The sequence below is a fragment of the Allomuricauda sp. R78024 genome (assembly GCF_044596045.1).
Taxonomy (GTDB): Bacteria; Bacteroidota; Bacteroidia; order Flavobacteriales; family Flavobacteriaceae; genus Flagellimonas.
The window spans coordinates 2,833,252-2,855,375 of sequence record NZ_CP138995.1; the positions used below are offsets into that span (position 1 = coordinate 2,833,252).

Below are 22,124 nucleotides of genomic sequence, written 5' to 3' on the forward strand. Positions count from 1 at the left end.
TATGAAGAAACTGCTGCTGTCCTTTTTACTACTGAGTACGATAACAACAATTGCACAAAGACCACAAGGACAGGGCAACCGACCAAATCCAATAAAAATTACAGGAAAAGTATTGGATACAGATACTGGTCGACCTCTTGAATATGCTACTTTAATACTCCAGCGCACTAAAAATCCAGAAAGAATAACAGGCGGCATTACCGATGCCATGGGTATGTTTGAGGTAGAAACCTTTCCTGGAGTTTATAATATTCGCATAGAATATATTTCTTACACAACATACGAGGTCAAAGCACAGGTCTTGCGAACTAGTACAGATTTAGGTACCATTAAATTATTTATTGATGTAGAACAGCTTGAAGATGTAGAAGTTGTGGGCGAACGTACCACGGTTGAATTGCGTTTAGACAAGAAAGTCTATAACGTAGGAAGTGATTTAACGGTAAAAGGTGGTTCGGTAACAGATGTTCTGGACAATGTACCATCCGTGACCGTTGATGTTGAAGGCAATATAAGTTTAAGGGGCAATGAAAGCGTACGCATACTTATAAATGGCAAACCTTCTGCACTTTCTGGGCTAAGCCCAGATGCGTTGCAACAGTTGCCAGCCGAAGCTATTGAAAAAGTTGAGGTCATTACAAACCCATCCGCTCGTTATGATGCTGAAGGTACCGCAGGAATCTTAAACATTATCCTTAAACAAAGTAAAACGGCCGGATTGAACGGTTCTGTCAACGTTTTTGCTGGAAACCCAGATAATTTTGGTGGAGCTTTAAGTTTAAACTTGAGAAGGGAAAATTTTAATATTTTTTCAAATACCACATACCGCTATAGAAATGCTCCCGGAAATGCGCAGTTTCTTCAAGAGAATTTTAATGATGATGGCTCTACTGATAGTTTTCAAGATGAGTTTAGAGAATATCGGCGAGAACGAGATGGATTCAATACCAACTTTGGTTTTGAACTTTTCCTTTCGGAAAATAGCAGCATCACCAATTCTTTTGTTTATCGAAAGACAAATGGGGAAAATACAGTCGATGTTGATTTTTTCAATTTTGATGCCCTTAGAAATCCTACAATTCAAAGAAATAGATTTACGCTGGAAGATGAAGAAGATGAAAATGTACAGTATTCCTTAAACTATGAGAAAAAGTTTAAAAAAGACGGGCATGTATTGACCATGGATTATCAATATTCCAAAGGAACGGATTTTGAAAATTCTATAATTGATGAAGTAATTCTCGGTGAAAATATTTCATTACCAACGGAACAAACGATCAATGATGAAAGTCAAATTAACCAATTGGCACAATTTGATTATGTTTTACCCTTTGGTAAGGATAATCAATCACAATTTGAATTGGGATACCGTGGAACCTTTAACAATTTTAATACCGATTTTGATTTTGGTATTCTAAACACAAATGGCTCTTTAAATGTTGATCCAAATTTCAGTAATGAGCTAAACTACCGTGAGTATGTTAATGCAGCATACACGCAAATAGGAACCAAACTAAAGAAATTCAGCATCCTTGGTGGTTTGCGAATAGAAGCTTCAGATATTGGTATTGAATTGGTGGAAACTGATGAGAATACGGATAAAGATTATGTGGATTGGTTTCCCTCTTTGTTTTTGGGCTATGAGTTTTCTGAAATGGAACAATTGACAATTAGTTATAGTCGTAGACTTAGAAGGCCACGATCTAGGTTTATTAATCCATTTCCTTCACGTTCTAGCAATACAAATCTATTTCAAGGTAACCCAGATTTAAATCCAACCTACACCAATGCATTTGATTTGGGCTATTTAAAAAGATGGGATAAACTAACGTTCACCACTTCTGCTTACTATAACCGTTCAACAGGGGTATTTCAGTTTATTACACAAGAAACCGGAGATTTTGTTGAAATTGAAAACCCTAACAATCCTTCAGAGCCAATTTTAGTGCCCATACAGGTGCGCACACCAATTAATTTAGCAACTGATACGCGCTATGGTGGAGAGCTGACAACTACTTATACTCCGAAGAAAGATTGGCGATTTACCTGGAATTTAAATCTCTTTCAACAACAATTAAGAGGAGATTTCTCGTTTATAGATTTTCAAAATGAAGAAGTTGTTCAAAATTTTGATGCCGATAACTTTACTTGGTTTACTCGTTTAAGTGCCAAGTTACCGTTACCCGGGGCAATTGATTTTCAGTCCAATCTTTTTTATAGAGGAAGACGTGTTGATGCCCAAAATGTAAATAAAGGAATACTATCTACAAATTTGGCCTTCAGCAAAGATGTAATAAAGGACAAAGCAACGCTTTCTTTAAATGTTAGCGACCTATTTAATTCTAGAAAGAGAAGAACGGAAACTAGAACAGAAAATGTTTTTACGGAGAGTGAGTTTCAATTTCGCGAACGCCAAATCACATTATCGTTTTTATATCGATTTAACCAACCCCAGAATGAGAGAACCAGAAGGGACAGAGGAAGTGGAGAAAACGGGGATGATGATATAGAATTTGACGGATAACAAAAAAGAGGCTAAAAGCCTCTTTTTTTATTCATTTCGTTTGGCTTTTTTAGCCTCGCGTTTTTCTTTGTACATTTCTATCAAGTTACCGAACAACCAGTAAGGCACTACAAAAGTCAATAAGAAAATCATTAACCAGAAACCGATGGTCAAAATGGTTAAAAAAGCTAAGAAACCTAAATATTGGTCAAAATCAAACATTACTTTTTCCTTTTGTTTAACAAAGATACCGTGATTTGATTAAAAAAAACAAATCTCTAATTAAAAAATATTCATTTGTGCATATGTCATGTAAAATAAATTCATGAACCCCTAACTTTGCATATCCTTAAAAACATAAAAAATGAGTTTTAGAATTGAAAAAGATACGATGGGTGAGGTACAAGTGCCCTCGGAAAAATATTGGGGAGCACAAACTGAGCGATCCCGTAACAATTTTAAAATTGGCGCGCCCGCTTCCATGCCTTTAGATGTGGTTTACGGGTTTGCCTACTTAAAAAAAGCAGCAGCATATACCAATCACGAGCTTGGAGTACTTGCCGTGGAAAAACGAGATTTGATTGCGCAAGTATGTGATGAGATTCTTGAAGGAAAACATGATGATCAATTCCCTTTGGTTATCTGGCAAACTGGTTCAGGTACTCAAAGTAATATGAATGTCAACGAAGTTGTAGCCAATCGTGCGCATGAAATTGCCGGAAAAAAAATTGGTGAGGGCGAAAAAACCATACAACCGAATGATGATGTCAATAAGAGCCAATCTTCTAATGACACTTTTCCGACAGGAATGCATATTGCAGCTTATAAAAAAATTGTAGAAGTTACCATTCCGGGAGTTGAACAACTAAGGAATACTTTATATAAGAAATCACAAGAATTTAAAGATGTGGTCAAGATAGGGCGCACCCATTTAATGGATGCCACTCCCCTAACCCTAGGACAAGAATTCTCAGGTTATGTATCGCAGCTAGATCATGGATTAAAAGCATTACAAAATACCTTAGACCATCTTAGTGAACTTGCTTTAGGTGGAACCGCAGTTGGCACAGGGTTAAATACTCCAAAAGGATATGATGTTTTGGTAGCTAAGCATATAGCTCAATTCACAAAACATCCGTTTAAAACTGCTGAAAACAAATTTGAGGCGCTTGCTGCCCACGATGCCATTGTAGAAAGCCATGGAGCACTAAAGCAGCTTGCTGTATGTTTAAACAAAATAGCCAATGATGTTAGAATGATGGCTTCAGGACCGCGTTCCGGTATTGGAGAAATCATAATCCCTGCAAATGAACCCGGTAGCTCCATTATGCCTGGTAAAGTAAATCCAACACAATGTGAAGCTATGACCATGGTCTGTGCCCAAGTAATAGGGAATGATGTTGCCATTGCCGTTGGTGGTACCCAGGGGCATTATGAGCTTAATGTTTTTAAACCCATGATGGCCTCCAATATTTTGCAATCTGCCCAACTTATTGGTGATGCTTGTGTAAGTTTTGATGTTAATTGTGCCAGTGGCATTGAGCCCAATCATGAAGTAATTAAAACACTTTTGAACAATTCTTTAATGTTGGTCACTGCTTTAAACACCAAAATTGGTTATTATAAAGCTGCTGAGATTGCCAATACAGCACACAAAAATGGAACAACTTTACGCGAAGAAGCTGTTAACTTAGGTTATGTTACCCCTGAAGAATATGATGAATGGGTAAAACCGGAAGATATGGTTGGTAGTTTGAAATAGAAAGCCTTCCAAAATGAATAAAAAAAGCCCGGTTCATAACGAACCGGGCTTTTTTATAAAATACGGATAGTGTGTATTATTTTAATGCGAACTTAGAAGTTCCCAATAATTTTAGACCGTTGTCATATACATTTACCATGTAGTTTCCCTTTTGGAAATCTGAAGCAGGCTTGTTAATGTAATCGCAAACATCTAAAGAACTGTTTTCGTAGTAGAAGTTAGTTCCTTTACTGTAAGTTATAGAAGCACCTTCTTCGCTAGACTTAGAAAAGCTATCTCCCAATACGTTACCTTGAGGATCAAGAACTTCAATAAAGAATTCTCTATCACCAGCTTCAGCAATTACGTTATCAGCAATTGTAAAACATACTTTGAATTTATCAGTAGATTTAGCTCTTGAAGTAGAAACCAATTTTCCGCTGTTTCTTTCTCTAACTGCATCAACAGTAAAAGTAGAAAGACTTAAAGCAGAACCTCTTTCAACAGCATCTGCCAATTGAGTGTTTTGCACTACTAAAGAATCATTAAATACCGTTTGCTTTTCAAGTTCAACAAATGTGCTGTCTCTTTGCATAGCCAATAATGAGTTTGAGCTTGTTAAAGAATCAACTTGCTTTAACAAAGCTTCTCTTTCAGCTTTAAGAACGCTAACTTGTCTTCTGTATCTAGAAAGTGAAGCAATATCAGCTTTCATTCCATGAACAGAATCAATGTATTTTGCAATGTTATCTCTAGCAGCAACCAATTCTTCATTAGTAGCATTACTTTCTAAAATAGCTTTATCATATTCTGATTTCAAGCTGTTTAAATCTTCAACAACCAACTCTTTTTCTTGAGTAAGTGCGGTAGTGGTCTTTTTCTTATCTTGGTAAAGGCTTACTGTATAAATAATAGTTCCTAAAAGAACTACACCTAGTAAACCAGCTATTACCTTTAATCCGTTGTTACTTTTTGTTTCAGTCATAACTTTTAAATTAATTGATCTTGCGTTTAAAGTGTATTTAATCAATTGTGTTCTGTTTATATACGCTTAAGCTTTTATTTTGGATTATTAAGGATTAAATAATGTTAAAAAAATAACCATCAGTATATTGAAAGTGTTAATTTTAAAGGGCTAACAAACTCCTTCGTTATGAAAAAAAAATATTTTTTATCTGCTTTTACCCTACTCTTAATGCTTGCATGTAAGGAAACTAAGGGTCAAAAAGACATGGTTACGTCCAAAGAAGATGTAATCAACGCTTTAAAAATTATTCCGATAGAACATGCTACTACAGTTTTGGAATGGAATGGAATTACCATATATATTGATCCGGTTGGAGGAGAAAAAGCTTTTGAGAATCAGAAACAGCCTGATTTAATTTTAATCACGGATATCCATGGAGACCATTTTAGTTTGGAAACACTGCAGGAGCTAAACACTGGAAAAGCCAAAATCATGGCTCCTCAGGCAGTAGCAGATAAGATACCAGAAGAATTTACCCCTCAAATAGATGTTTTAAACAATGGAGATTCCAAAGAAAGATATGGTATTACGGTTGAAGCTATCCCAATGTACAATCTAAGAACAGAAGCTTTAAAATTTCATGCCAAAGGCAGAGGAAATGGTTATGTGCTTACTATAGGTGGGCAACGCATCTACTTTTCAGGAGATACAGAGGACATTCCAGAAATGAGGGCACTACAAAATATTGATAAAGCTTTTATTTGCATGAATCTTCCATATACAATGACTGAGGCAAGTGCTGCAGATGCCGTCTTAGAATTTAAGCCCAAAGAGGTATATCCTTATCATTATAGAGGTCGCCCAAATGTAAGTGATGTGATAAAGTTCAAAGAAATTGTAAACAAAGGAGATGCAGCTATAAAGGTGGTACAATTGGACTGGTACCCCAATGATGATTTTTAGAATGATGAAATATTGATGGGTTATTGTCGTTAATGATAGTGAATCAACCCAAATCAATACTAAACCATGGCTCCCAAATCCTATGTTTTGTTTGCATTTGCATTAGTTTTTGCTGTAAACACAAGTTTTTCAAATCAGTGTGACAATTTTTATGCAAAAGTCACCTATGGTCTCAGTCATTCAAAAAAGGCTTTAACCGCAACCAATTTTGAGCATCAGACATATTATGCTGAAAGAGCTATGATTGCTCTGGAAAAATCAAAATCCTTCATGGAGGAATGCAGTTGTGCCAAATCTAAGGACAAAACCTTAGACGCCATTGAAAGTTTAAATAAAGCTACAGATCCCGTAGATTGGGATGCAGGGCGTTACTTTTCAAAGAAATCCATTGCCATCATCAATGAGTTAATCACTATTCTAGACGAATGTACTTTAGGTGTTACTGCAACAGCTGTAGTTGAAGATAGCGCAAATAGCTCTCTTGAACACGAAGCATATTCAGATGCAGAAGAAAGTGAACAGAATTCCATGGAAATGGAAATGATAACCGTTTTTGATAAGCATGCCAAAGATAAGTTGGTTTCGACTCAAAAGGCCATTGAACAATTGATTTTGCTTTCAAAATCCTTTGATCATAACTCATCTGAAAATGGAAAAGACCCTAACAGTCTGGAATTCCATCAGAAAGCATACCTTCAAGAGGCAAAAAAGCTGCTTGAAGAAGGGTTAAAAGCATTTGAAAAAGAAAACTAATATTCTTTAACGAATAAGTTTTTTGTATTTAATACGCTTGGGCATAATATCTGTTCCCAGGCGTTTCTTTTTATTTTCCTCATAGTCCGAGAAAGAACCTTCAAAGAAATACACTTGAGAATCACCTTCAAATGCTAAAATGTGAGTACATATTCTATCTAGGAACCACCTGTCGTGAGAAATAACTACCGCACAACCTGCAAAATTTTCCAATCCCTCTTCCAAAGCACGTAGTGTATTTACATCTAAATCATTGGTAGGCTCATCCAAGAGCAATACATTTCCTTCTTCTTTTAGGGTCATCGCCAAATGCAGTCTATTACGCTCACCTCCAGAAAGCATATTTACTTTCTTATTTTGCTCACTTCCGGAAAAATTAAAACGGCTCAGGTATGCCCTTGAGTTTACTTGCTTGCCTCCCATCATAACTAATTCTTGTCCATCACTAAAGTTTTCCCAAATAGATTTCTCTGGGTTAATGTTGGAATGGCTCTGGTCTACATATGCAAGTTTGGCCGTATCGCCTACAATAAATTCTCCTTTATCTGCCGTTTCCTCACCCATTATCATTTTAAAGATTGTAGTCTTACCAGCGCCATTGGGTCCAATAATACCAACAATACCGGCTTGCGGAAGGCTAAAGTTTAAATCTTCATATAACAGCTTATCCCCATAAGCTTTGCTTACACTTTTGGACTCAATCACATTGGTTCCCAATCTTGGCCCGTTTGGGATATAGATTTCCAATTTTTCTTCTAACCGCTTTTGATCCTGACTTAAAAGTTTGTCATAGTTGTTTAAACGTGCCTTTTGTTTTGTCTGTCTCCCTTTGGCTCCCTGTCGTACCCATTCCAGTTCGCGTTCTAAAGTTTTCTGACGTTTTGAGGCTTGTTTACTTTCCTGTGCAAGGCGTTTGGATTTTTGACCCAACCAACTTGAGTAATTCCCTTTCCATGGAATACCTTCTCCCCTATCCAATTCCAAAATCCATCCCGCAACATTATCCAAGAAATAACGGTCATGCGTTACCGCAATTACGGTGCCCTTATATTGTGCCAAATGATGTTCTAACCAATGTACGGATTCTGCATCTAAATGGTTGGTGGGTTCATCTAAAAGCAAGACATCTGGTTCTTTCAACAATAACCTACAAAGTGCTACCCTTCTCTTTTCACCTCCGGACAACACCCCAATCTTTTTATCAGATTCTGGTGTGCGTAGAGCATCCATTGCAATTTCCAGCTTGGTATCCAATTCCCAAGCATTGGATGCATCTATCTTATCTTGAAGTATTGCTTGCTTATCCATCAACTTCTGCATTTTGTCTGCATCCTCATATACTTCGGGCAAACCAAACATATCGTTGATTTTATTGTACTCATCAAGAATGGCAACCGTTTCCCCAACACCTTCCTTGACTATTTCCAGTACGGTTTTTTCATCATCCAACTGTGGTTCTTGCTCTAGATAGCCAACAGAATAGCCCGGTGAGAAAACCACATCACCTTGATAGTTTTTGTCAACTCCTGCAATAATCCTTAACAAGGTTGATTTACCAGAACCGTTGAGACCTAAAATCCCAATCTTAGCTCCGTAAAAAAAGCTCAAATAAATATTTTTTAATACTGGGGTGTTAGCAGTTTTAAACGTCTTTGTAACACCGGACATTGAAAAAATGACCTTCTTATCGTCTGACATCAAGTAGTTTTTTAGTTAAGAAATTGGAAAGCTATACTCTACCTTTAAGTGCATTAAAAACCCAAGCAATTGCAAAGAAACCAACACCTACGGCAGCAAATCCATACCCTGCGACTTCATCATATTTAAAAGCGCCCAACGCTATCATTCCCATGCCCACAAAAATCATTATCCAAGTAGCCCAAGCGAGCACTGTATTTTTATTCATTCCCATATAGTTAGTTCAGTAGAAAATCAAATATCGTAAAAATTGATATAACCATAGTGGCCTAATCGTAGTTTATGCTTCAAACGGAAATTTCACTCCAGCTTTTTCCCGCACTGCGTCCAATAATTCAGCTAAATCTAAGCTATTTTGATGTGACCATAGGTCACTTTGCAGTTTTTTGGCATTAATGCATTTATGTACTTCTTTTATCTCATAAATAAAACCATTTCCCTGTTTTGGAAGATCCACTTTTTGAGTTTCTTCATTTTTTACCAAAGTATAGCCATCCGCTTCATGCCATCTGGGATTGATAAACAACTCTCCTTCGCTTCCGGAAATTTCTGCTTGCATATCAGATTTACTGGTCAATCCGCTATATAACATAGCTTGTGCGTTTTCATATTGAAAAATCATGGATGTTTGCAATTCGGTTCCATTTGAATGAAAATTGGAAGAAGCGAGGATTTGCTTGGGTTTTCCCAAAATTAAATACGCTAAAAAAATGGGATAAATTCCAATATCCAATATTGAACCTGAAGCCAAATTGGGATTTAACAACCTTGAATCCATAGTTCTATCCAAAGCATAAAAAGCAAAATCTGCATGCAAATAGGACACTTTCCCAATTGCACCTTCATCAATTAAATCCTTTACTTTTTTAATAGATGGGTTAAACCTTGACCACAATCCTTCCATAAGAAAAACCTGGTTTTGCTTTGCAACTTCAATAAGTTCTACAACTTCAGGTTTGTTTATGCCCAGCGGTTTCTCGCAAAGTACATGCTTACCAGATTGCATGGCTTTAATTGCTAAATCTTTATGAAAGTTATGTGGTGTAGCTATATAAACAATATCTGCTGTGTCAGATTCAAAGAGTTCATCATAACTGCCAAATACATTTTTAATAGAAAATTCATCAGCAAACTTTTGCGCCTTATCCAAAGTTCTAGAAGCTACCGCAGAAATTTCAGCGTCTTCAACGAGTTGTAAGCTCGAAGCAAATTTGTCGGCAATATTTCCAGGGCCAATAATGCCCCATTTAATTTTACTTTTCATATGTAATCAAAAGTAATGATTATAACTCCTTATCTTTAACCAACAAGATGAAATTGGTTTATAAACTATGGATATCAACTTCAATAAAAACGAAGATCATAATAAATTAAAACTCTCAGAGCTTAGAAAAAAATTGACGGAAGTCAAGCTAGGCGGAGGTAAAAAACGTATAGAAAAACATCATGCCAAAGGCAAGATGACCGCTCGTGAGCGTATTGAGTATCTTTTAGATAAAGATACAGATACTGTTGAAATTGGTGCTTTTGCAGGAGACGGTATGTATGAAGAACATGGTGGTTGTCCATCTGCTGGGGTCGTGGTGAAAATTGGATATATTCAAGGTAAACAATGTATTGTTGTAGCCAATGATGCCACTGTTAAAGCTGGGGCGTGGTTTCCGATAACCGGGAAGAAAAACTTACGGGCCCAAGAGATTTCCATTGAAAACAGACTGCCCATAATATACTTGGTGGATAGTGCAGGAGTATATCTGCCCATGCAGGATGAAATTTTTCCTGATAAAGAACATTTTGGTAGAATTTTCAGGAACAATGCCATAATGAGCAGTATGGGAATAACACAGATTTCTGCAGTAATGGGAAGCTGCGTTGCTGGCGGTGCATACTTGCCCATTATGAGTGATGAAGCTCTTATTGTGGATAAGACGGGCAGCATATTTTTAGCCGGCAGTTACTTGGTTAAAGCTGCTATTGGAGAAAGTATAGACAACGAAACCTTAGGTGGTGCCACTACCCATTCAGAAATTAGTGGAGTAATTGATTATAAGACCAAAGATGATAAGGATGCTTTAGATAAAATAAAGAATATCGTTGGTAAGATTGGAGATTTTGACAAAGCTGGTTTCAATAGAGTTGAGACCAAAAAACCAGTTGAAGATCCTAAGGACATTTATGGTATTCTTCCGGCATCAAGAGGTGATCAATATGACATGTTGGAGATTATTAAAAGACTGGTAGACAACTCTGAATTTGACCAATACAAAGAAGGTTTTGGAAAGACCATTCTAACTGGTTATGCCCGTATTGATGGCTGGGCAGTAGGTATTGTGGCTAATCAAAGAAAAGTGGTCAAAACCAAAAAAGGAGAAATGCAGTTTGGTGGTGTTATCTATTCTGATTCTGCCGATAAAGCCACAAGGTTTATTGCAAATTGCAATCAAAAGAAAATTCCATTGGTCTTTCTACAGGATGTTACGGGTTTTATGGTGGGCAGTAAAAGTGAGCATGGCGGTATTATAAAAGATGGTGCCAAAATGGTAAACGCCGTGAGCAATTCGGTCGTTCCTAAATTCACCATAGTTATTGGAAATAGTTATGGAGCAGGGAATTATGCCATGTGTGGAAAAGCTTATGACCCAAGGTTGATTGTAGCTTGGCCAAGTGCAGAGCTTGCCGTTATGAGCGGAAATTCCGCCGCTAAGGTATTATTGCAAATTGAAAAAGCTTCGTTGGAAAAAAAAGGAGAGGTATTGGATGCTGAAAAAGAGAAAGCGTTGTTTGATAAAATTAAGCAGCGTTATGATAATCAGATTTCACCATACTATGCCGCATCCCGCATATGGACAGATGCCATTATAGATCCATTGGAAACCAGAAAATGGGTTTCCATGGGAATTGAAGCAGCAAATCACTCACCTATTGAAAAACAATTTAATATGGGGGTTTTACAAGTGTAGCTATTGTACAGTGAATTTGGCCAATTGTTGTTCATCATCCATATCCTGAAGACGAACCAGATGTTCCTCACTAGTTTGGTTAGGCTTTCCAAAATTGTATTGAACAGTACATTTTAGAAAAGTTGGCGCTTTATTGCCACTTGTTCTATTACCAAGGTAAGTAACGTTCAATATCCAATCTCCCTTAGTATCGGCACCAACAATTTCAAACTGCTCATTGGCAAAACCGTGTTGCAATTCATCCAAAATTCTCTTTTTATCACTTGCGTCCGTATGTTCCCAATTAAAAAACCGCTTTTGGGGATTTACAAATTGAACAACAAACTCAGCATCTGGATTGTTCCAATCCAACATCAATCTTGCATTATAGGTTAGATTGTTCAGATACTTCTGATTCACTTTTTTGATGTCTAGATTTTTTCGCTCCTTATTTATCAAATTTCGTATCTCGGTACCAACAACTTTTTCCAGACTACCAAAATTTAGCTTTATGTTAGCCGTACCATCCGCAATGGTATTGAACATATTCAAGGCATCCTGATAGTTTCCCATATTTCTATGAGCTATGGCCACATCAAAATAGGGTTGGATTTTATTTGGAAAGGCATCCAACATCTTATTGGCGGCCAATAGTGCCATTTTATGATTTCCGCTTTCTTCAGATTTTAAAAACATTCCTCTTAGTTCTTCAAATTTGGTATCCTCTTTCTCTAGAATGTTTGATAAAATTCGCTCCGCTATTTCTTGATTGGAGGTATAGAAAAACCCATAAACATCCAACAGATATTCCGAAGTTTCCAAATATTTACCTCTTTGATTTAGATAGATATTGTATGCTTCTTGCAGGTCTTTTCCTTTTTTCAGCTCTTTTAAATATGGCGTCACCAGGGTCTTACTGTTCACCTTGATCTTGCCATCATAAACATTATTGGTTAAGCGCGCTAAATCTTTTTTTTGTTTTCTTGGACCATCAAAAGTGGCAGTTTTAGTGGTAATCAATAGAACACCATTAGCTCCTTCACTCCCATATCTGTTTGTTGCAGAAAGTCCCTTTAATACCGTAATACTAGCGATGTTCTGGGGGTCAATAAAACTTGTGTCAGCAATTTCACCAGAATATGAATTTGACCTTTCCATCGGGACGCCATCAACTACAATTAAACCATAGTTATTCCCCAATATAGAATTAGCAGGACGCATTTTTACTTCACTTAAATCTTCATTTTGTCCTAAACTAACACCGGAAAACTTCCCTTGCACGGCATTATTTACGGTCGTGGAAACAGGAGCAATATCTTCATCAGATATGGACTGTACCGCGTAGCCAATTTTATCTTTATTTTCTTTGCCGTATGCCGTAATTATTTCCTCTTCTTGAACTGGTACTTTCTCGGTTACAATGACTTCATCCAATTGTATTCCACTTTCTTCAAATGAAAAGTTAAGGGCAAAATTATTATCCAATGTATGCTCGGCTATTTTGTTTCCGTAAGACACCACCAAGGTATCACCTACAGCTCCGTTTATTTTAAAATTACCTTGGATGTCAGATGAAATCTGTTTTGCCGGAAAACCTTTAATGTAAATTTTTGCGGAAGCCAAACCACTGGTTCCATTGTATATTGTTCCTGAATATTCTTTTTGATTTTCCTCAGAAGCCTTTTTATTCTTTTTGTCCAATAGGTTTACCAAATTTCCATTATTGACAATGGCTAAAAGGTTTAAACTAGCCCTATCAAAAAAATTGCTGCTATTTACAATATAAAGTTCTCCTTCAAAATTTGGCGAGGAAGCACTTATGTTTTGCTTTCCATCGGTAAACAAAAGGACCTCTCCTTTGTCCACATATTCTCCCAATTCTTCATAAGAAGTTGCTCCATCGTAAACTATAGTTTTGAGCTTTTCTTTTATTTCGGACCAGTTGCCAGAAGCTACTTTAAAGTCATTTTTGGAAATAATTTGATTGCTAAATGTAAGCAGGGTCACATCAGCATTTTGAATGGTTTTAAAATAAGCATCCAAAAAATAATATTCTTTTTCAATATCCCTATCCATCATGGATAGTGACACATCCCAACAAATAGTAACATTTTTTTCTTCTTGAGCAAACATTCCATTTTGCAGTCCTGCAAGCAACACTAAGAGTAAGCCTATTCGCTTCATTTTCCTTTAAGATTTAAGAACGATTAAGTTGAATTAATCTATTTTAGGGTTATGCCGTTAAAGCTTTCATTGAAGTTCGCTAAAGGTAAAAAACTATAATTAAACAAGTATTTATTTCAAGGAACATTTTTTGATTTCCATACTTGTTGAGAATATGGAAAAGAATAACTTAATGAAGTTCTTTTAATTTAAGGATAGTGATGCTCCTTTATTAATACGGAACAGCGCTTGGTTTACATTTTTGGTCCCAAGCTTAAATACCTTTACCTCTTTTCGTTGCAATTTTGAACCGTAATTATGATACACTATTGCTTTTAAATAAGTTGGCGTTAAACTTTTGTTTCCCAAGTATTTCACATTGACCTTCCAATTTCCTGAAAACGAGTCGTCTATCAAATATTCTGCGCAAGAATATCCAAAATCCTTTTCTTGACTAATAGTCTTTGCATTTTCTTGGAGAGTATGTTTCCATGTATAATATTGATTGTCTGGGTTTACAAACTGAAGTTCAAATTCAGCCTCACTATCATTCCACTCCAACATCAAACGAGTACTGTCAAAATCTTCATCTTCAACCTCTATTTTCATATTTGCCGGACTCTTAATCATATCGGTCTTTTCTAACGTAAGAAGATTATTGAATTCGCGATTAATAATTCTTGAAAAACTACTGGTGTCCGTTTCCATTAAACCTTCATCTAACAGATAAAAATAACGGGCATACAGTACTGCCGCTCTTTTCATGTTATTGAGGTTTCTATTGCTTTTAGCAAGATCCAGATAAGATTGTCTATACTGCGGACGTAGAATAAAAGCACTTCTAAAGGCTTCATGTGCCAAATTATATCTTTCATGTGATTCATACATATAAGCCAACGCCTTTAAAAGCACTGCGTTGTTTTGGAACAAGCCGTAACTATTTTTGATGATAGTATCAGCATAGTCTTTTTGGTTCCATTTCTCATAAAAATATTGGTAAGAATCCAATAAAAAATATGGGGAACTTGAATATTTTTTTGAATTTTCTTCAAATGAGGCCTTTGCCACTTTAAAACTACTGGAGCCTTGTAATTCTTTTAAGTATGTAGGCGCATTTTTCATTACTTTTTCTTCTGTAAGGGCCGTACCATTGTATTGATTGTTACGAAGTCTCATTCTATCAAGATATAGTCCATTTTTATCTTTTGGAATTGTTGTACCTGTTTTAGTGTTAATCACCACCACTCCTCCTTTGGCCAAATTTCCATACCGAACCGTTCCAACGGCTGATGGTATAATAGCAATGCGGTCAATATTTTGAACGTCAATAAAATCTGGGAAATCTGTAAATACCTGACCATCTATATCAAAAACCGCAGGCCAACCGCTTCGTAAGAAAACTGCTCTGGCTCCACCAACTGTATTTCCTCCGCCAAAACCCATTCCTGTGGATACCCTTACTCCAGCAAATCTTCCTCTAAGTACATTCTCAAAATTATACTCCCCAGGTAAAAATTCATCTGCATCCATTATTCTCAAGGAATAAGAGGTCTTTTCCTTATTTAAATACCCAAAAGCTGTTTTGATGATATTTGGATTGTATGGATAATCCATTTCCAATTCTTTCTGGCTATTACGCCTATTCCTTGTAACCGTTACATTCTCTAATTTTTCCACTCTAGGGAACATTACCACATTTAAAGTCCTTGTAACATCTTCCACCCGTATCTGTAATGGTTCCATTCCATCTGCATTGTAAAATAACATGTCGCCAGTGCTCGCGACAATTTTATACCTACCATCTGTATTAGAATTGGATGCAACACCTTGGTTCACTACTTGAATTCTAACATTTGGCATTGGACTTCCGCCATTTGTAACCTTCCCGCTTATTAAACGTTCTGTTGCTAAACCGGAGAAAATCATAAAAAAGGATGCGATAAAAGTGAAGAGTTTTTTCATAGCTTTAAGTTTAGTCACCATATCAATTGATTGATATAGTGATAATTACTTCCTTAAATTACTAAAAGAAAAATATAAAGACGATTTTAGTTTCCTAAATATTCCTTAATTCTAAGATTAAGCAAAAGTTCTTTTTTCTATTTTAATTCAAAGAAATGGATACTCCGTTATTGATTTGGAACAACGCTCGGTTAACATTTTTGGTTTCTAATTTAAAGACTTTTGTTTCCTTGCGCTGCTCTGTGGAGCCAAAATTGTAATAGACATTGGCTTTTAAAAAGGTGGGAGTCAAACTCTTATTTCCCAAATACTTCACATTAACATTCCATTTTCCTTTTTCAGGTTCATAGATTAAATATTCTTGGCATGAAAAGCCATGGATTTTTTCATCCTGAATCCTTTCAGCATTATCTACCATTGTATGTTTCCAAGTAAAATATTGTCTCTCTGGATTTACAAATTGTAGTTCGAACTCGGCTTCACCGTTATTCCATTCAAAAACTAAGCGGGTGCCTTTAAATTCTTCTTCCGTTTTTAAAAATGTTTTATCACTTAAAATTGTGCTATGATGTACAAGGAGATTGTTAAACTCTTTTTTTATTATTGGTGAGAACGATTCGGAGCTCTTGAAAAATGATTTGTCGACCAAATAATTATACCTAGCATAAAGTCTGGCTGCATTATCTACATCATTTAAATCACGATAATTATTTGCCAAATCCATATAAGACTGCGCATAATGCGGTCTTAGAATAAACACTTTCTTATAAATCTCAGCAGCCCATTTAAAGTCCCCTACTTCATCAAGTTTATAGGCAAATGCTTTAAGTATGGTTGGGTTTGTTGCAAATTCTTCTTCAATTTTTTTTCCTATTCCCTTCCGGACTTCCTTGTCATCAAATTCATTTTTAAAAAACGAAAAAACATCCAGATAAAAGTAAGGTGATTTGGAGTATCGCTTTTCTTGTTCTTCAAACACTTTCTTTGCCTCCTGTTTGTTAGTGGCCAAGTAGAACTCGTTCAAATATTTTGATTTAGATAGTTGTTCGTTTTTGACCGTACTCCCTTCCTTAAAAAAATTATCCCGCAACCTTGCTTGGTCATAAGGTTTATCCTTTCCAGGCTCTCGCCTGCTAAAACTTGCAACTTTAGTATTTATAATAATCAATCCCCCTGCCGCAATACTACCATATTTTGCGAGGCCAATAGGCGTATTTATTACTGCAATACGCTCCATACTCTCCAAAGAAATGTAAATAGGAGCATCCGCTGTAATTAGTCCATCGACTTCAAAAGCAGCTGGTCTTCCATTACTCATTGAATTAAATTTTCTTGGCAGAAAAACCTTAGGTCGTGCAGGATCAGACCTATCTACCTTTATTCCTGGTATTCTATTCTCAAGCGCAGTAACAAAATCAATTGCCGAAGGATTTAAATCGTCAGTGTCAATAATCCTTAATGAAAATCCCGTTCTTTCTTTGTCCAGTATTCCAAACCCTGTTTTAATTAGGTTTTTGTTTTCATTAAATTCATTAAGTAAATCTTTCTGGGTTTTTCGCTTTCTTTTTGTTACGGTTACACCTTCTAGTTCCTCAACCTTATCATACAATGCTATATTTAAAAACTCGGTAACATCTTCAATGATAATCTCAACGGGTTGCTTTCCCACATAACTATAGACTAAGGTTTGCCCTTCGTTAGCAAATATTTCATATTTACCCAGCTTATTTGTTTTTATTCCTATGTCCGTTCCTTTTACAAGGATATTTACATTTTGTAAAGGTTCAAACCCATCGGTGATAATTCCGCGGATTTTTTTAATCTCTTCTTGCGAAAAAATGATTGAAGTGAGTAATAAAAAGGTCAAGAATACTATTTTACGCATAGTCATACGGTTTAATTCAACCTTCTTAAAGTTAAGGAATTAAACAACATATTGTAAAAACGACACAAGGGAGATATAAGAATTTAATGTCCTAAATGTAGTTTTACTCTTGGTATTAGCAATAACTCTGTTTGCCGCCCATTTACATATCTAAAGCCATCTTCACCATAAAATCCAGCTTCTTCCAACATAATCCGAATATCCCGTTTCCATTCTGGGATATTGACCGTAGCATTCAATTCAATGGCATATACTGTATTAGGGTTTAAGGGATAATTGTCCCCGTCATCTTTCATTACTCCTCCTTGGGAGTCCCACATGCCTATTGTAGTGCCCGCAGAGTGTCCGTAAGTTCCTAAGGGGTGCGTATAGATTGCAGGACGTAAACCCGCATCCCTGGCCTCCTGTAGCGCTTTAGCCAAAATTTCGTTACCAGTCCTGCCCTTTACCATGTTTTTTGTCAAGAAATCTTGAACGCGATTACCATCTTTTAAGGCATTCACTAAAAATGCTGGTGCTTGCTTCTCATTGGGTTTTAATACATAGGCCAATTCTTGGCAATCGGTGTTCAGTCTTAAATAAGTGATTCCAAAATCACAATGCAACAAATCACCGGGTTGAATAATTAAATCATCTGGCCTACCAGAGAATGAATACAAATGACCTACAAGTTCCTCGCTAGTTCGTTGCACATCTACGGTAGGATGAAACCAGGTTTCCAATCCCAAATCTGTAACTTTTTGACGCATCCACCACTCTACTTCTGTTGTGGTCGTAACTCCTGCCGTTATAATTTTTTCGGAAAAAGCTTCAGTAATAATATCATGGGTAATATCTACCAATTGGTCATATATCACCATTTCTCTTGGCGTTCTGGTTTCAATCCATCTTACCGCTAACTGTTCAGCTGAAACTACTTTGGATTGATACTTTTTTGGAAGATTGGCCATAAATTCATCATAATCCGTTTTGTCCAGTCCATCTGCAATATTATGATCTTTAGAAAAGTTGAGACCAATCTTTTTTGGATTCCGTTCCTCGATCAACTGCATGAGTCTTTTCCATTGGTTGGGTTCTTTTTCTTTATCCCAAGCGGACACAATGCTCTTTCCAACATTGTAACGAGCCACCGCCAGTTTATCTATGGTACCTTTTGCACTATCTCTATAAAAAAGCAGAATGGTTCTCCTTCTTGCATTTAACCAGGTGGCGGGCAGCATTGTTTTTATTACCGGGTCCTCATTATATTCCCTAGAAATTACCACCCACATGTCAATTTCTGTGTCATCCATTAATTTGGGAAGCAAGTTGTTGAACCGTTCTTCTAAAATTTCGTCTACCACTCTAGCACGCTCAGATTCTGGCAAAATTTGTTGTGAATAGGAAAGAACAGAAAATGCAATAAATAAGGAAAGGGTAATTTTTTTCATAAAAGTTGATTTATCGTTTGAATTTACAAAACTTAACTAATCTGAAGTAAAGTTTTTTCACGATCTATCTTCCCGCTTTCGGTTTCAACAAAGGATTTTAATAGATGGATTTCCTTTGGAACTTCGTATTTCGTCAGTTCCTTCAATCCATTTATCTTTTTGAATAACTCAGTTTTTGATACCTGCTCATCTTCAACAAGTAAAATCAATTTTTGACCCAGTGTATCATCCGGCATTCCAGCTACAAAAAAACGTGAATGTATTATTGAGGATAGTTTTGCTTCAATTTGTTCTGGAACTAATTTGATTCCCCCAGAATTAATAATCGAATCATATCTTCCAAGCCATTTAAAATGGTTGTCATCTATTAATTCTACCATATCATTGGTGATGATTTCAACATCTGAAATATTTGGAGCATTGATGACCAGACATCCCCTGTTATCTGTTGAAACTGTTATACCTGGTAGTGTTGTAAAATAAGTCTCGACTGCGCTCGACTTGACATGATTCTCGACCGTGCTCGACTTGACATAGTCATTGCCGATTCTCTTTACTGCTATGTGGGTAATGGTCTCCGTCATGCCATAGGTTTCAAAAATCTTACTCGAAACCAATTCCAATTTTTCTTTCAAACTTTTGGCGATTGGAGCGCCCCCAACTATAAGGGTCCCTATTTGTGGGAGTTGTTCTAGAGAATTTTCTACTTGTAACGGCACCATTGCTGCAAAATCATATGTACTATGAGTATTTGCCAATGGAGTTGATGAAGGCGCTACATAATCCAATGCCAGCCCTAAAACCATAGCTCTAACCAACATCATTTTGCCAGCGATTCCGGAGCATGAAAGACACAGCAATGCTGTATCCCCCTCACTAAGATTAAAGTGTTTACCGGTAGCTATGGCCGAATTGACCATATGCTCCTTTTTTAGAATGATTTTTTTAGGTTTTCCTGTAGAACCAGAAGTATAAACCTCTACCGTTGGCTTATCGGTTAACCAATCCAATAAAAAAACACCTATTGAAGCTTCAAAAGAATCACCTTCCTTTATTACACTATAGGCTATTTCTGAAAGTTCATCAAGCTTATAATGAACCCCGTTTAATTTAAATGCGGGTTGTATGTTATGCCAATAGAGATTCACTGTCGTTCTGAGCTACAAATTCTTCCTTGGTAAGTACTTTACCAAATAGTTTTTCTTTCCAATTGCTCCATCCATATTTTCGGGAGAACAAGAACAACAAAATGGGAAATACCACAAATACAGGAATCAAAGCATCCCAACCTAAAACTGGTTCAGAAATATCTCTGTAAATGGAATCTGTTTGAAAGGCAGTCCAATCTGCAGTAACCAAAAGGGCGGTTATTAAATTGTTGGCAGCGTGGAAGCCTAGGGCCAACTCCAATCCTTCATCCATTAGGGTCATAATCCCTAGAAAAAAACCGGTTCCTATATAATACACCATAATGCCATAGCCCAATTTTTCCACTTCTGGGTTTGCAATATGCATTAATCCAAAAAGAACAGAAGTAACCACAAGCGGAACCCAGCGGTTCTTTGCCAAAAGACCCAAGCCTTGCATCATATGTCCTCTAAAGAGATATTCTTCAAAACTGGTCTGCAAAGGAATCAGAAGAATAGCAATAATGGCCAAGGGTATAAATTTGGACATATTAAAATTGAGCTCATAACTATCTGGAGAAAAGTAAATATCTATTACGGTTAATAAAATGGTTAACCCTCCCCACAATCCGAAAGCAAAAAAGATTCTCTTCCAATCTACTTTTTTTCTTGACGTAGTCAATGATGTTATGGATTGTTGATGAACCAAGAAGGTCCATCCGAGTACAACAATAAGGCCAACTGCCAAAGGAGCTAAAAGAATAATCAATACTAAATTAGAGCCAAATTGTTCAATCATTTGTTGCAAAGCGTCCTCTACACTGACCGGAGAAGTTACCGTTGCTACATAATTAATGCCCATAAAACCAATAAAACATATTGGTATGATGAAGTATTTCCATAGCCCTATATTGCCTTTGTATCCCTGTTCTATATACATAAATCTTCTATTAAATTAGTCTTCCAATGTTTATCCTTCCTATAGAATAGCTTTCCGTTGGAAACCTCTAATGGGCTGTCCAAATTATTGGTAAATAAACTACCAGTACCCAATCCTTGTGGCATATCCGTTTTTAAGGAATAAGTCCATTGCGCAATGGCATTAAGCCCAATATTGCTTTCCAATGCACTGGTCACCCACCATCCAACACTATATTTTTCGGCCAAATCTATCCATTCCTTACATCCTACATAACCACCAACCAAACTAGGTTTTAAAATGATGTATTGCGGCTGAATGGTTTGTAGCAATCTTTCTTTTTCTGTTACAGTAAAGATGCCAATTAATTCTTCATCTAGAGCTATGGGCAAAAGAGTCTCTTTACAAAGTGCTGCCATTGCCTGCCAGTTATTTGGTTTAATGGGCTGCTCAATGGAGTGAATATGATATTCTGATAATTGTTTTAACTTCTCTAACGCATCTTCCTTGGAAAAAGAACCATTGGCATCAACTCGAAGTTCAATCTCTTCAGGAGTGAAATTTTTTCGGATGGATTTTAAAATGGAACGTTCTTTCTCAAAGTCAATTGCGCCAATCTTCATTTTAATGCAACCAAAGCCATCTTGTAGTTTTTGTTGTAATTGAGAGAGCATAAAGGCTTCGTCTCCCATCCAAATTAAACCATTAATGGAAATGGGGAATTCGTTTTTGGTAAATTCCGAAGGAAATAATTCAAATGGATTATCTGAATTGAAGGATAAAAAAGCCTGCTCCAAGCCAAATTGGATTGATGGAAATTCAATGAGCTGTTTTAGCAGTTCTTCTTGACCCAAGTGAATGTTATCGCAAACCCATGATAGTTTAGATTCGTAATTTGGAACATCATCAATACTTAACCCTCGTAAAATGCCGCACTCACCAATTCCATAAGTATCTCCATTTCTCAAAATAAGAAACCATGTTTCTTTTTTAGTCATCACACCACGTGAAGTTCCACTGGGGGTTTTAAATTCGAGAATGTACTTTTTATAGGTAGCTTTCATCCAATGGTTT

The 22,124-nt window shown here is 36.5% G+C and carries 17 protein-coding genes; 5 read left to right on the forward strand and 12 right to left on the reverse strand.

Annotation, left to right across the window (positions count from 1 at the left end):
• The first annotated feature begins 1 nt into the window (after window position 1).
• Entirely contained in the window at window positions 2-2,524 is a 2,523-nt protein-coding gene (locus SJY44_RS12795; RefSeq protein WP_396590019.1) for a TonB-dependent receptor domain-containing protein, read from the forward strand.
• Window positions 2,525-2,551: 27 nt separating this feature from the next.
• On the opposite strand, the gene SJY44_RS12800 is transcribed toward SJY44_RS12795, so the two are convergent.
• Entirely contained in the window at window positions 2,552-2,725 is a 174-nt protein-coding gene (locus tag SJY44_RS12800; protein WP_163422079.1) for a hypothetical protein, read from the reverse strand.
• A gap of 142 nt (window positions 2,726-2,867) precedes the next feature.
• On the opposite strand from SJY44_RS12800, the gene fumC reads away from it, so the two are divergent.
• Window positions 2,868-4,265: a class II fumarate hydratase gene (fumC, locus tag SJY44_RS12805; protein ID WP_396590020.1), complete on the forward strand. Its 1,398-nt coding sequence runs from the start codon at window positions 2,868-2,870 to the stop codon at window positions 4,263-4,265.
• 76 nt (window positions 4,266-4,341) lie between these two features.
• Here the strand turns inward: fumC and SJY44_RS12810 are convergent, their stop codons facing one another.
• Window positions 4,342-5,229, reverse strand: a complete 888-nt coding sequence (locus SJY44_RS12810; RefSeq protein WP_298927033.1) for a hypothetical protein — start codon at window positions 5,227-5,229, stop codon at window positions 4,342-4,344.
• 168 nt (window positions 5,230-5,397) lie between these two features.
• Here SJY44_RS12810 and SJY44_RS12815 point away from each other — a divergent pair, with 168 nt between their 5' ends.
• Together SJY44_RS12815 and SJY44_RS12820 are read left to right on the forward strand one after the other, a co-directional pair.
• Complete coding sequence (locus tag SJY44_RS12815; protein WP_396590021.1) at window positions 5,398-6,174, forward strand: MBL fold metallo-hydrolase; 777 nt, start codon at window positions 5,398-5,400, stop codon at window positions 6,172-6,174.
• A gap of 66 nt (window positions 6,175-6,240) precedes the next feature.
• Complete coding sequence (locus SJY44_RS12820) at window positions 6,241-6,927, forward strand: hypothetical protein (protein ID WP_396590022.1); 687 nt, start codon at window positions 6,241-6,243, stop codon at window positions 6,925-6,927.
• Window positions 6,928-6,933: 6 nt separating this feature from the next.
• Here SJY44_RS12820 and ettA read toward each other — a convergent pair whose 3' ends face one another.
• The 3 genes from ettA to SJY44_RS12835 all read right to left on the reverse strand — a co-directional run bounded on the left by ettA (window position 6,934) and on the right by SJY44_RS12835 (window position 9,889).
• The gene (ettA, locus tag SJY44_RS12825; RefSeq protein ID WP_396590023.1) at window positions 6,934-8,625 is read right to left on the reverse strand and encodes an energy-dependent translational throttle protein EttA; all 1,692 of its coding nucleotides are present in this window, start codon (window positions 8,623-8,625) and stop codon (window positions 6,934-6,936) included.
• 31 nt (window positions 8,626-8,656) lie between these two features.
• A complete protein-coding gene (locus tag SJY44_RS12830) occupies window positions 8,657-8,833 on the reverse strand; it encodes a CAL67264 family membrane protein (RefSeq protein WP_233782090.1) in 177 nt (58 codons plus the stop codon).
• A gap of 72 nt (window positions 8,834-8,905) precedes the next feature.
• Entirely contained in the window at window positions 8,906-9,889 is a 984-nt protein-coding gene (locus tag SJY44_RS12835; protein WP_396590024.1) for a Gfo/Idh/MocA family protein, read from the reverse strand.
• A gap of 67 nt (window positions 9,890-9,956) precedes the next feature.
• Here SJY44_RS12835 and SJY44_RS12840 point away from each other — a divergent pair, with 67 nt between their 5' ends.
• Window positions 9,957-11,585, forward strand: coding sequence for an acyl-CoA carboxylase subunit beta (locus tag SJY44_RS12840; RefSeq protein WP_396590025.1), 1,629 nt, complete (start codon window positions 9,957-9,959; stop codon window positions 11,583-11,585).
• Here SJY44_RS12840 and SJY44_RS12845 read toward each other — a convergent pair whose 3' ends face one another.
• The 7 genes from SJY44_RS12845 to SJY44_RS12875 form a co-directional block, all read right to left on the reverse strand.
• Window positions 11,586-13,748, reverse strand: coding sequence for a TonB-dependent receptor plug domain-containing protein (locus SJY44_RS12845; protein ID WP_396590026.1), 2,163 nt, complete (start codon window positions 13,746-13,748; stop codon window positions 11,586-11,588).
• 183 nt (window positions 13,749-13,931) lie between these two features.
• Entirely contained in the window at window positions 13,932-15,689 is a 1,758-nt protein-coding gene (locus SJY44_RS12850) for a hypothetical protein (protein WP_396590027.1), read from the reverse strand.
• Between the two features lie 142 nt (window positions 15,690-15,831).
• A complete protein-coding gene (locus SJY44_RS12855) occupies window positions 15,832-17,574 on the reverse strand; it encodes a carboxypeptidase-like regulatory domain-containing protein (RefSeq protein ID WP_396590028.1) in 1,743 nt (580 codons plus the stop codon).
• Window positions 17,575-17,657: 83 nt separating this feature from the next.
• Window positions 17,658-19,004, reverse strand: a complete 1,347-nt coding sequence (locus SJY44_RS12860) for a M24 family metallopeptidase (RefSeq protein ID WP_396590029.1) — start codon at window positions 19,002-19,004, stop codon at window positions 17,658-17,660.
• A 32-nt stretch (window positions 19,005-19,036) separates the two neighbouring features.
• On the reverse strand, window positions 19,037-20,152 hold the full coding sequence (locus SJY44_RS12865) for an AMP-binding protein (protein WP_396590030.1): 1,116 nt from the start codon (window positions 20,150-20,152) through the stop codon (window positions 19,037-19,039).
• The gene (locus tag SJY44_RS12870) at window positions 20,133-21,071 is read right to left on the reverse strand and encodes a lysostaphin resistance A-like protein (RefSeq protein ID WP_396590031.1); all 939 of its coding nucleotides are present in this window, start codon (window positions 21,069-21,071) and stop codon (window positions 20,133-20,135) included. The genes SJY44_RS12865 and SJY44_RS12870 overlap by 20 nt, the downstream gene beginning before the upstream one ends.
• The gene (locus SJY44_RS12875) at window positions 21,062-22,114 is read right to left on the reverse strand and encodes an o-succinylbenzoate synthase (RefSeq protein WP_396590032.1); all 1,053 of its coding nucleotides are present in this window, start codon (window positions 22,112-22,114) and stop codon (window positions 21,062-21,064) included. Before SJY44_RS12875 ends, SJY44_RS12870 begins: the two co-directional genes overlap by 10 nt.
• Window positions 22,115-22,124 lie beyond the last annotated feature (10 nt).

What these genes read in the sequence shown, in the direction of transcription:
- SJY44_RS12810 (WP_298927033.1), bottom strand. Translation starts at nt 5,229, where the DNA reads ATGACTGAAACAAAAAGTAACAACGGATTAAAGGTAATAGCTGGTTTA.
- SJY44_RS12845 (WP_396590026.1), bottom strand. Translation starts at nt 13,748, where the DNA reads ATGAAGCGAATAGGCTTACTCTTAGTGTTGCTTGCAGGACTGCAAAAT.
- SJY44_RS12835 (WP_396590024.1), bottom strand. Translation starts at nt 9,889, where the DNA reads ATGAAAAGTAAAATTAAATGGGGCATTATTGGCCCTGGAAATATTGCC.
- fumC (WP_396590020.1), top strand. Translation starts at nt 2,868, where the DNA reads ATGAGTTTTAGAATTGAAAAAGATACGATGGGTGAGGTACAAGTGCCC.
- SJY44_RS12870 (WP_396590031.1), bottom strand. Translation starts at nt 21,071, where the DNA reads ATGTATATAGAACAGGGATACAAAGGCAATATAGGGCTATGGAAATAC.
- SJY44_RS12855 (WP_396590028.1), bottom strand. Translation starts at nt 17,574, where the DNA reads ATGCGTAAAATAGTATTCTTGACCTTTTTATTACTCACTTCAATCATT.
- ettA (WP_396590023.1), bottom strand. Translation starts at nt 8,625, where the DNA reads ATGTCAGACGATAAGAAGGTCATTTTTTCAATGTCCGGTGTTACAAAG.
- SJY44_RS12830 (WP_233782090.1), bottom strand. Translation starts at nt 8,833, where the DNA reads ATGAATAAAAATACAGTGCTCGCTTGGGCTACTTGGATAATGATTTTT.
- SJY44_RS12820 (WP_396590022.1), top strand. Translation starts at nt 6,241, where the DNA reads ATGGCTCCCAAATCCTATGTTTTGTTTGCATTTGCATTAGTTTTTGCT.
- SJY44_RS12800 (WP_163422079.1), bottom strand. Translation starts at nt 2,725, where the DNA reads ATGTTTGATTTTGACCAATATTTAGGTTTCTTAGCTTTTTTAACCATT.
- SJY44_RS12875 (WP_396590032.1), bottom strand. Translation starts at nt 22,114, where the DNA reads ATGAAAGCTACCTATAAAAAGTACATTCTCGAATTTAAAACCCCCAGT.
- SJY44_RS12860 (WP_396590029.1), bottom strand. Translation starts at nt 19,004, where the DNA reads ATGAAAAAAATTACCCTTTCCTTATTTATTGCATTTTCTGTTCTTTCC.
- SJY44_RS12850 (WP_396590027.1), bottom strand. Translation starts at nt 15,689, where the DNA reads ATGAAAAAACTCTTCACTTTTATCGCATCCTTTTTTATGATTTTCTCC.
- SJY44_RS12815 (WP_396590021.1), top strand. Translation starts at nt 5,398, where the DNA reads ATGAAAAAAAAATATTTTTTATCTGCTTTTACCCTACTCTTAATGCTT.
- SJY44_RS12795 (WP_396590019.1), top strand. Translation starts at nt 2, where the DNA reads ATGAAGAAACTGCTGCTGTCCTTTTTACTACTGAGTACGATAACAACA.
- SJY44_RS12840 (WP_396590025.1), top strand. Translation starts at nt 9,957, where the DNA reads ATGGATATCAACTTCAATAAAAACGAAGATCATAATAAATTAAAACTC.